The organism is Cryptosporangium phraense (genome assembly GCF_006912135.1).
GTDB lineage: Bacteria > Actinomycetota > Actinomycetes > Mycobacteriales > Cryptosporangiaceae > Cryptosporangium > Cryptosporangium phraense.
The window spans coordinates 1-9030 of sequence record NZ_VIRS01000072.1; the positions used below are offsets into that span (position 1 = coordinate 1).

Genomic DNA, 9030 nt, shown 5'->3' on the forward strand with positions numbered 1-9030 from the left:
CGCCGCCCGGCCACCCGGCCCAACCCTCAGACCGAAACCTGCTCCATAGCCTCAGCAGTCAACCGCACCGACCGCAACCGACCCTCAACCGTCGAAGCCTGATGCGTCACGATCAACTCGTCCGCATCCGCTTCCTTCCGGAACCCCTCCAGAAACTCCCGAACCTCCGAAGGCGTCCCCACCGCCGAGTACTTCATCATCTCGTCGAGATGCTGCCCGGCTCCGGACGCGATCAGCGCGTCGGTCTCCGCGTCGGTCAAATTCCGGCCCCGCCCGAACAGCAACCGCGCGCGCTGCCTGCGAACCACGTCCAGCTCCGCGGCCGCCTCCCCGGCGGAATCGGCGGCCAGGACGTTCGCGCCCGCGATCACGTACGGCTCCGGGTTCTCCTCGGACGGCCGGTACTCCCGACGGTAGAGCGCGACCGCCTGGGTCAGCGCCTGCGGCGCGAAGTGCGACGCGAACGCGTACGGCAAACCGAGCGCCGCCGCGAGCTGGGCTCCGAACAGCGACGAGCCGAGGATGTACAGCGGAACGTTCGAGTCCTTGCCCGGGTAGGCGTTCACGCCCGGCACCAGCGTGTTGCCGCTCAGGTAGCCCTTCAGCTCCTGGACGTCCTGCGGGAACGAATCGGCCGAGCGGGGATCGCGGCGGAGCGCGTACATCGTGTTCTGGTCCGAGCCCGGCGCCCGGCCCAGCCCCAGGTCGATCCGCCCCGGATACATCGCGGCCAGCGTGCCGAACTGCTCGGCGATCGTCAGCGGGGCGTGGTTGGGCAGCATGATCCCGCCGGCGCCGAGCCGGATCGTGCTCGTGTGCGCGCCCACGTGCGAGATCAGCACGCTCGTCGCCGAGGACATGATCGCGTGCATGTTGTGGTGCTCGGCGTACCAGACCCGCTGGTAGCCCGATTCCTCCGCCGCCCGGGCGAGCGCGACGCTCGAGGCGATCGCGCTCGTCGCCGACTCACCGGTGCCGACCGGCGCGAGGTCAAGGATCGATAGCGGGAAGCCCATGATGCCCTCGGATCGTCAAGAACGGAGACTGTCTCCGTTTCAACGTAACACCCGCGAAGCCGCTTGACACGAGCCCCCCGCACCGGCAAAGGTAAACCATATGGTTCACCGTCAGTTCGCAGCGCTCGGCGACCCGACCCGCCTGGCCATCGTCGAGCGCCTGGTCCGCGGCCCGACGTCGGCCGGCGACCTCGCCGCTCCGACGTCGATGTCGCTGCCCGCCGTCCTCAAGCACCTGCGCGTACTCGAGGACGCCGGCCTGGTGACGACCGTCAAGCGCGGACGCGTCCGCGAATGCCGGTTGCGCGACGACGCGCTCGTCGCGGTGGCCCAGTGGACCGCACAGCAGCAGGCGCTCTGGTCGACCCGGCTGGACGCTCTCGGCACTCTCCTGGAGGACTCGTGACCAGCCCGCTCTCGTTCGACCTCGACCGCACCTACCCCGTCCCGCCGGACCGGGTCTGGGCCGCCTGGACCCGCGCCGACCTGCTGGAACGCTGGGTCCTCCCGGACCCGGAGTGGCGCCTCTCCCAGTGCGAGGTCGACGCCCACCAGGGCGGCGGCTACCGGCTGCGGTTCGGCCCCCGCCCGGCCGGCGACGAGTACACCGAGACGGCCACGTTCACGGTGTTCCAGCCGGTCGAGAAGCTCGTCCTCGACACGCTCACCGAGGGGGAGGGCATGAAGGAGCGGTCCCGGGCCACGGTCCTGTTCCGGCCGGTCGCGGGCGGCACCCGGCTCGAGCTCACCGTCGAAGCCGTCGAGGGCATCGACACCCTCGACCACCTGCGCACCGGCTGGCAGTGGTGCCTCGAGGGCATCGCCGCGCAGGTCAGCGCATGAGCACCGCGACCCCGACCCGCCGCCGCGCCGGCCTGATCCGCACCGGCCTGGCCGCCACGCTCACCGCGATGGTGGCGGTCACCGCCGTCGCCGCGCTGGCCCGGGCGCTCGGCGCCGACTTCGAACTCCCCGACGGCGGCGAGGCGATCCCCTTACCCGGCTTCGCGGTGGTGACCGGCGTCTTCTCGCTGATCGGCGTCGCGCTCGCGGGCGCCTGCCGGCGCTGGTCGGAACGTCCCGCCACACACTTCCTGCGCATCGCGGTCACACTCACCGCGATCTCCCTGGTCCCGCCGTTCCTCGTCGGCGCGACCGCCGCCACGACCGCCGCACTCCTCGTGCTGCACCTGGTCGCCGCGGCGATCGTCATCCCCACCCTCACTAGGCGCCTGGAAAGCTGACCTCCGCGGTCTCGACCGTCCCGGCCTCCCGCCCCGGAGCGCTCTGGAAGCTCCAGTACAGGTTCGTGTGGGCGATCACCTGCCCGGGCGGCGGCGCCCCGTAGGCGCTCAGGTCCTCGGTGGTGTGCGCGTCGGAGACCAGGATCGCGTCGTAGCCGCGGGTGAACGCGCCGTGCAGCGTGGAGCGGATGCAGGCGTCGGTCTGCGCGCCGGTGACCACCAGCCGCCCCACCGCGCGCTCACCGAGGACCTGCTCCAGGTCGGTGGCCTCGAACGCGTCGCCGTAGAGCTTGTGGATCAGCGGTTCCGGCTCCTGCCGCTCCAGCTCCCCGACGTACTGCCACTGGTCGCTGCCCTGGGGCAGGTCGTCCGCGGAGTGCTGAATCCAGACCACCGGCACGTCCGCGGCGCGGGCCTTCCCGATCAGCGTGTTGATGTTCGCGATCACGGCCTCCCGGTCGTGCGCGCCCTCCACCACGCCGTTCTGCACGTCGATCACCAGCAGCGCGGTGTTCGGCCGGTCGGTCAAGGTCGTCACGGAAGCCTCCGTTCGTCTCGGCGAGGTCCTTTTCTTTACGCTATGCGGCGAACCGCTCCGGCGTAGGTCATCACCGGCCCACGCGGACGGTGAGCTGAGCGGCGCCGTCGGCCCGGGTCGCGACGAACGTCCAGCACCCGGGCCGGCGGAACACCCAGCCGGTGCCCCACTGGTCGGGTTCGCTGTGCGCGGCCGGCCCCCACACCGGGCCGGTCCGCGCGCCGCCGGGCCCGTCGGCATGGACGGTGAAGCCCGCGGTGCCGGGCATCTGCCAGACGATCTTGACCTCGCGCCCGACCGTGACCGCGGGCGCGAAGAAGATCGCGGTGACCGCCGCGCCGACCCCCCGCCGGGACGACAGCCCGACCGGATCCAACACCGCATCCGCCGGACACGAGGACGCGACCGGAACCCCCGTCGGCGAGGCGTCCGCCGAAAGCGAGGCGCCCGGAGCCGCTGACGGCGAGCCGGCCGGTGACGGTGAGGCGGGCCGATCCGGGGCGGGTGCGCCCGAGGCGCACGCGGTCACCACGCCCACGCAGGCGAGCGCGGTCCAGACGCGGGCGACCCGGCCCATGCCGCCGACGGTAGCGCGTTCCGCTCCCGGCGGCGGCCCAGCCATGAAACCCGCCCGGCTGGGCACCCTGTTCCACGTGCACATCGGAACCTCGGGATGGAGCTACGACCACTGGGACGGCGTCCTCTACCCGCCGGGGACACCGACCCGCGATCGCCTGGCTCACTACGTCCGAAAATTCGGAACGGTGGAGCTGAACGCGAGCTTCTACCGGTGGCCGAAGGCCACGACCTTCGCGGGTTGGCGGCAGCGCCTGCCGGACGGGTTCCTCCTGACGGTGAAGGCCCCACGCGGGCTGACCCACGCGCGACGGCTGCACGAGCCGGAGCAGTGGATCGGCCGCATCACCGAGGGGGTGCACGAGCTCGGCGACCGGCGCGGGGTCCTGCTCGTGCAGACCCACCCGGCCCACACCCGCGACGACGCCCGGCTGGAGTACTTCCTGAGCCGTGTGCCGTCGTGGCTGCGGGTCGCGATGGAGTTCCGGCACCCGAGCTGGCACGAGGAGCCGGTCTTCGACCTGCTCGAACGCCACGGCGCGGCCTACTGCGTGATGAGCGGGGCCGGGCTGCCGTGCATCCTCCGCGCGACCGCGCCGTTCGTGTACGTCCGCCTGCACGGCCCGGATCACCACAGGCTCTACGCCGGCTCCTACTCCGACGACGACCTCCGCTGGTGGGCCGCGAGGATGCGCGAGTGGCAGACGTCCGGCCGCGAGGTCTTCGCGTACTTCAACAACGACGGCTTCGGCCACGCGGTCCGCAACGCGGAGACGCTGCGGAGAATGACCGAAGGGTAGGCCCGCTCCGGGGCCACGTCCCGCGTGCCCGGCTCCGGCGTGACGGTCCGCTTGGTACGGTGCCCACTGTGGACGGATCGAGCGACCCCGGCATCGACGAGACCCGGCCGAGCAGCGCGCGGGTCTGGAACTACCTACTCGACGGCACCGACAACTTCCCCGTCGACCGCGAGCTGGCCGAGCTGCTGCGAACCGCCAACCCGGGCATCGCCGCGGTCGCCCAGGCCCAGCGCAGGTTCCTCGTCCGCGCGGTCACGCTCCTGGCCGGCGACGCGGGCATCCGGCAGTTCCTCGACATCGGGGCCGGCCTCCCGTCGGCCGACAACACCCACCAGGTCGCCCAGCGCGTGGCCCCCGACGCCCGGGTCGTCTACGTCGACAACGACCCACTCGTGCTGGCCCACGCCCAGACCCTGCTGACCAGCTCCCCCGAGGGCCGGACCGCCTACGTCGACTCCGACGTCGAGGACCCGGAGCGGATCCTCACCGACGCCGCGCGGACCCTCGACCTCAGCCGGCCGGTCGCGCTGACGATGATCGGCATTCTCGGGAACGTCGCCGACTACGCCGAGGCCCGGTCGATCGTCGAGCGGCTGCTCGCCGCGGTGCCGCCGGGGAGCTACCTGATCGTCAGCGACGGGACGAGCACCAGCGCGGAGAGCGTCGAGAGCGAGCGGGTCGCCAAGGAGGGTGGGCACCCGTACAACCTGCGGACGCCCGAGGAGATCGGCGGGTACTTCCAGGGCCTGGAGCTGCTCGAGCCCGGGGTGGTGTCGACCCCGCTGTGGCGCCCGCCGCCGGGAAAGGTGCCGGAGGCCCTCGACGTGTACTGCGCGGTCGGCCGCAAACCTCTGCCCTAAGCCGGCTGCAGGCGGAGGACGGCCCGGTCGCCCTCGACCGCGATCACGAAGATCACCTGGTTGTTGATCTGCTGACGCGCGCCGACGCTACCGGTCACCGTGCTGCTGAACCCGCTGGCCGCGGTCTGCGACAACGTCACCAGGCCGCCGGACACCTGGACGTGCAACGGTCCGAGGTCGCCGCGGACCCGGAGCACGTCGCCGCTGCGCACGATGACCTCGCAGGTGTTGTCGGCGCAGGCCGAGAGGTTCCGCCCGTCGGCGGCGGCGAACGCCGGCTTCACCGGCGAGGGAGAGACCGACGGCGACGTCGACGTCGACGGCGATGTCGACGGTGAGGGTGCCGCTGGGGGAGTGTCCGACGGATCCCCGCCGCACGCCGCGAGCAGAAAGACCGGAACGACCAGAAGCGCCGGGAATCGTCGCATGCCCTAGGGATCCCAGACCCCGCTATACGACCGCTATACGGACCCTCACCACGTCGTCCACCGCCACCCGCTCGGAGACCGGCACCATTCCCCACCCGTAGCTGACCCCGGACGCCAGCGCGCGCAACCCGTCGACGCACTCGTCCGGCACCGTCACGAAGTGGTACGGCGACGGCCCGCGCCACTCCCAGACCGGCCCCTCGAAGTCGTACTCCACTACCGCACCGTAGCGCCGGGCCCGGGCAGGACGTCCACATCGGTCGCGTGCATCGGCTGACCGCACGACGAACAGACCGGCTCGACGTGCGCGATCTCGCCGCAGGCATGATGCCGGTAGAGGACCGGCGGGCCGGCCTCGCCGGCGGTCCAGCGGTCGCCCCACCGGACGATCGTCAGCAGCAGGTCGCACAGCTCCTGCCCCTTCACGGTCAGCACGTACTCGTAGCGGACCGGCCGCGACGAGTACTGCCGACGTTCCAGCACGTCCTGCGACACCAGCCACGCCAGCCGCTGCGTCAGGACCTTGCGGGAGATGCCGAGGTCGGCCTGCAACTGGTCGAAGCGGCTGATGCCGACGAAGACGTCGCGCAGGATCAGCGGCGACCACGGCTCCCCGATGACGTCGAGCGTCCGGGCGATGGAGCAGGCGGCCAGGTCGGCGAACTGCGTGCGTTGCATGTCGACCAGCCTAGCAAAGAGGGTTCCCTCAGGGAACCGACGATGTTAGGTTCGGTTTCCCGAGGAACGAAGGAGGCTCGTATGAACCGCCCGGCCGTCGTATCCGCCGCCGAGTGGCAGGACGCCCGCGAGGCGCTGCTGCGCAAGGAGAAGGAACTCACCCACGCGCTCGACCGGCTCGCCGCCGAACGTCGCCGCCTGCCGATGACCCCGCTGACCAAGCCGTACCTGTTCACCGCGCCCGACGGCACGACGACGACGCTGACCGGCCTGTTCGACGGCAAGCGCCAGCTCGTCATCTACCACTTCATGCGCGAGCCCGACGACCCGCACGTGTGCGGCGGCTGCAGCACGTTCACCGACAACCTCGCCGACCACACCGCCGAGCACCTGGCCGCCCGCGACACCCGGCTGATCCTCGTCTCGCGCGCCCCGCAGGACGAGATCGAACCGCTCCGCCGCCGGATGGGCTGGACCGTGCCCTGGTACTCCAGCTTCGGCAGCGACTTCAGCGACGATCTCGGCCTCGGCGGCATGTTCGGCCTCAGCGTCCTGCTCCGCGACGGCGACGACGTCTTCCGTACGTACTTCACCAGCGGCCGCGGCGTCGATCGGCTCCGCCTCGACTTCAACCTCCTCGATCTGACGCCCTACGGACGTCAGGAGGCCTGGGAGGACTCTCCGGACGGCTGGCCGCAGACGCCGACGATGCAGTGGCTTCGCCCCCACGACGAATACGGGAGCAACTGATGATTCCGGCCGACGTCGCCCAGCTCGTCGAGGGCACCAACATCGCGCATCTCGCCACCGTGCTGCCGGACGGTTCGCCGCATTCGGTGCCGGTCTGGATCGACCGGGAGGGCGACCGGCTGGCCATCCTGACCGGGCCGGACTCGCAGAAGGCGCGCAACATGGCGCGCGACCCGCGGGTCGCGATCTCGGTCGCCGACCAGGCCAACCCGTACGCGACCGCGATCGTCCGCGGCCGGGTCGCCGAGGTCGTCGACGGCGACGAGGCCTGGCGGATCATCGACCGGATCTCGCGCAAGTACACCGGCCAGGACTACGGGCTGCGCACCGGCCGGGTGGTGTTCCTGATCGAGCCGGACACCGCCCGGGCGGTCGCGTTCGGCTAAGGCGTGTTTCATGAGCTCAGGACGCCGCGGGCGTGACCCAGGCGGCGATCCGGCAAGGCGGAGCCTTGTCCGGATACCGCTGTTGTATCCGGACGAGGCGACAACGCCGCCGGTCGTCGTCTGGGTCACGGCCACGGTGGGCTGCTGGCTTAGGAAACACGCCTTAGCTGGGCTCGGGCCGGAAGGTGGCCGGGGCGTCCGGCCAGATCATCCGGATGCGGCGCGGGGAGCCGTTGAGGCGGGCCGGGTCGCCGGGGACGGGAGTCGTCTCGCCGCGGGTCGCGCCCCGCGCGGTGTAGAACGCCTGCGCCGAGGTGTTCTGCTCGAGCACCCAGAGGTACATCGCGACGCTCCCGCGGTCGGCGACCGCGCGCGCCGCGGCGCGCAACAGGTGGGTTCCGACGCCGGTCCGGCGCCGGTCGTCGGTGACGTGCAGGTTGTCGACCAGGCTGCCCCACCGAGGGTCGTGATCGAACACGATGTGGACGAATCCCACGGCGCGGTCGTCGTACTCGGCGATGATCGTCGCGCTGGCACCCGGGGCGCCGGGGGCGCCGGGGGTCGTGGCGCTGGCGCGCTGGGCGCTGGGGGGCGTCGCGCGGGTGACCGGGGCGCCGGGGGTCGTCGTGCTGGCGGCCGGGGCGGCGAGGCGGGACTCCCACACGGCCCGGCGATCGGCGAGCACGTCCCCGTCGAGGAACGAGTCGGCGTAGGCGCCGCGGTAGTGGCGCCGCCAGCTGTCGGCGTGCAGCCGCGCGATGGCCGGCGCGTCGGCGGCAGTGGCGGGGCGGAGGGTGGGGTGCATTTCGGGCACGGTAGCAGGGTGGGGGCTGCCGCCCCGGCGCGGCCGAGCGGGGCGCATATCGAGCCGCCGGGTGCCCCAGCACGAACACCGTCGCTGCTGCCCCGGGCGCGAGCCGGCCGCCTACGTGTCATCCCGAGCGCCCGGCTCGCTGGCGTCCATGGTGGACGACGCGGGCGGTGATCAGTTGGAACGGGGGCTGCTTCGAGGTGCCGAAGGAGCAGACCTGGCCCGCGCGAACCAGATCGGTCAGCGCCCGACGGTCTCGCCCAGATCCGTCGCGTCGCCCGCCACGCCGAACTCGCGACGAGCCCGCGACAGAAAGTCGCCATGGCGGTGGCTCCCGCCGTTGCATCAACCAGCCCATGAACTCGAGGGCTGCCTCACGAGTGGCCCTGCGCGTGCGAGAACCATCGTTGGCACGCGAAGCCGGGACTGCGCCGGCCGGGCCGCGCCCGCCGGGCCGCGCCGTGCCAGGGGGCGCTGGCGCGCCCGGCGCCGTGCGCGCTCAGGCGGATTGCTCCCGCCGGATGCCCTGTCCGGGCCGCGCCGCCCGGGTCACGCTGGACAACTTGATGAGCCGGCCGCCGGCCACTGGCCCGGGCATACAAATGCGCGGGTTACCGGGGTTTTCGAGGCCCCGGAGACCCCGGAAGGTCAGAAAACCGCGTATGGATCGGGCCAGCAAGCGCTGGACTGGACCCGCGCGGCTACGTGCGGCCCAGCGCCCCTGCGGCGCAATGCTTCTCCGCCGGTAGCGCAACGCCGATCTCTCCGCGTCACGAGGCGCCCCGCACCCCCGTACAACGCACGCCCGGCGCCTCCGCAGCGAAGCGCGCGTCGCCCGTCCACGCCGAACCACGCCCCACCGCCCCACCGCTGTGCCGTGCCGCGCTGTGCCGCACCGCTCCGCTCCGTGCCGCTCCGTGCCGCGCCGCACCGCTCCGCTCTA

14 protein-coding genes are annotated in these 9030 nt (G+C 72.2%); 7 read left to right on the forward strand and 7 right to left on the reverse strand.

Going from position 1 to position 9030, the window contains the following annotated elements:
* Positions 1–26: 26 nt before the first annotated feature.
* Entirely contained in the window at positions 27–1016 is a 990-nt protein-coding gene (locus FL583_RS39635; RefSeq protein ID WP_142710077.1) for an LLM class flavin-dependent oxidoreductase, read from the reverse strand.
* 100 nt (positions 1017–1116) lie between these two features.
* On the opposite strand from FL583_RS39635, the gene FL583_RS39640 reads away from it, so the two are divergent.
* Genes FL583_RS39640 through FL583_RS39650 form a run of 3 tightly spaced genes read left to right on the forward strand, consistent with a single transcriptional unit; the run spans position 1117 to position 2260 of the window.
* Positions 1117–1422 (forward strand): ArsR/SmtB family transcription factor, encoded by a 306-nt coding sequence (locus FL583_RS39640; RefSeq protein WP_142710078.1) that lies wholly within the window; start codon positions 1117–1119, stop codon positions 1420–1422.
* Entirely contained in the window at positions 1419–1859 is a 441-nt protein-coding gene (locus FL583_RS39645; protein WP_170324115.1) for an SRPBCC family protein, read from the forward strand. Before FL583_RS39640 ends, FL583_RS39645 begins: the two co-directional genes overlap by 4 nt.
* A complete protein-coding gene (locus tag FL583_RS39650; RefSeq protein ID WP_142710080.1) occupies positions 1856–2260 on the forward strand; it encodes a DUF6069 family protein in 405 nt (134 codons plus the stop codon). Before FL583_RS39645 ends, FL583_RS39650 begins: the two co-directional genes overlap by 4 nt.
* On the opposite strand, the gene FL583_RS39655 is transcribed toward FL583_RS39650, so the two are convergent.
* Together FL583_RS39655 and FL583_RS39660 are read right to left on the reverse strand one after the other, a co-directional pair.
* Positions 2241–2798: an isochorismatase family protein gene (locus tag FL583_RS39655; protein ID WP_142710081.1), complete on the reverse strand. Its 558-nt coding sequence runs from the start codon at positions 2796–2798 to the stop codon at positions 2241–2243. The two genes, FL583_RS39650 and FL583_RS39655, sit on opposite strands and share 20 nt — an antisense overlap.
* 70 nt (positions 2799–2868) lie before the next feature.
* Positions 2869–3375, reverse strand: a complete 507-nt coding sequence (locus FL583_RS39660; protein WP_142710082.1) for a hypothetical protein — start codon at positions 3373–3375, stop codon at positions 2869–2871.
* Positions 3376–3418: 43 nt separating this feature from the next.
* Here FL583_RS39660 and FL583_RS39665 point away from each other — a divergent pair, with 43 nt between their 5' ends.
* Both FL583_RS39665 and FL583_RS39670 read left to right on the forward strand, forming a co-directional pair.
* Complete coding sequence (locus FL583_RS39665; RefSeq protein ID WP_142710083.1) at positions 3419–4174, forward strand: DUF72 domain-containing protein; 756 nt, start codon at positions 3419–3421, stop codon at positions 4172–4174.
* A 68-nt stretch (positions 4175–4242) separates the two neighbouring features.
* The gene (locus FL583_RS39670; RefSeq protein ID WP_205752876.1) at positions 4243–5034 is read left to right on the forward strand and encodes an SAM-dependent methyltransferase; all 792 of its coding nucleotides are present in this window, start codon (positions 4243–4245) and stop codon (positions 5032–5034) included.
* Here the strand turns inward: FL583_RS39670 and FL583_RS39675 are convergent.
* Genes FL583_RS39675 through FL583_RS39685 form a run of 3 tightly spaced genes read right to left on the reverse strand, consistent with a single transcriptional unit; the run spans position 5031 to position 6140 of the window.
* Positions 5031–5462: a hypothetical protein gene (locus FL583_RS39675; protein ID WP_142710084.1), complete on the reverse strand. Its 432-nt coding sequence runs from the start codon at positions 5460–5462 to the stop codon at positions 5031–5033. The two genes, FL583_RS39670 and FL583_RS39675, sit on opposite strands and share 4 nt — an antisense overlap.
* A 22-nt stretch (positions 5463–5484) precedes the next feature.
* The gene (locus FL583_RS39680) at positions 5485–5679 is read right to left on the reverse strand and encodes a DUF1905 domain-containing protein (protein ID WP_142710085.1); all 195 of its coding nucleotides are present in this window, start codon (positions 5677–5679) and stop codon (positions 5485–5487) included.
* Entirely contained in the window at positions 5679–6140 is a 462-nt protein-coding gene (locus FL583_RS39685; protein WP_142710086.1) for a winged helix-turn-helix transcriptional regulator, read from the reverse strand. Before FL583_RS39685 ends, FL583_RS39680 begins: the two co-directional genes overlap by 1 nt.
* 81 nt (positions 6141–6221) lie before the next feature.
* Between FL583_RS39685 and FL583_RS39690 the strand changes: the two genes are divergently transcribed.
* Positions 6222–6890 (forward strand): DUF899 domain-containing protein, encoded by a 669-nt coding sequence (locus FL583_RS39690; protein ID WP_142710087.1) that lies wholly within the window; start codon positions 6222–6224, stop codon positions 6888–6890.
* Positions 6890–7276 (forward strand): PPOX class F420-dependent oxidoreductase, encoded by a 387-nt coding sequence (locus tag FL583_RS39695; protein ID WP_142710088.1) that lies wholly within the window; start codon positions 6890–6892, stop codon positions 7274–7276. The genes FL583_RS39690 and FL583_RS39695 overlap by 1 nt, the downstream gene beginning before the upstream one ends.
* Before the next feature lie 163 nt (positions 7277–7439).
* Here the strand turns inward: FL583_RS39695 and FL583_RS39700 are convergent, their stop codons facing one another.
* A complete protein-coding gene (locus tag FL583_RS39700) occupies positions 7440–8081 on the reverse strand; it encodes a GNAT family N-acetyltransferase (protein ID WP_142710089.1) in 642 nt (213 codons plus the stop codon).
* Positions 8082–9030 lie beyond the last annotated feature (949 nt).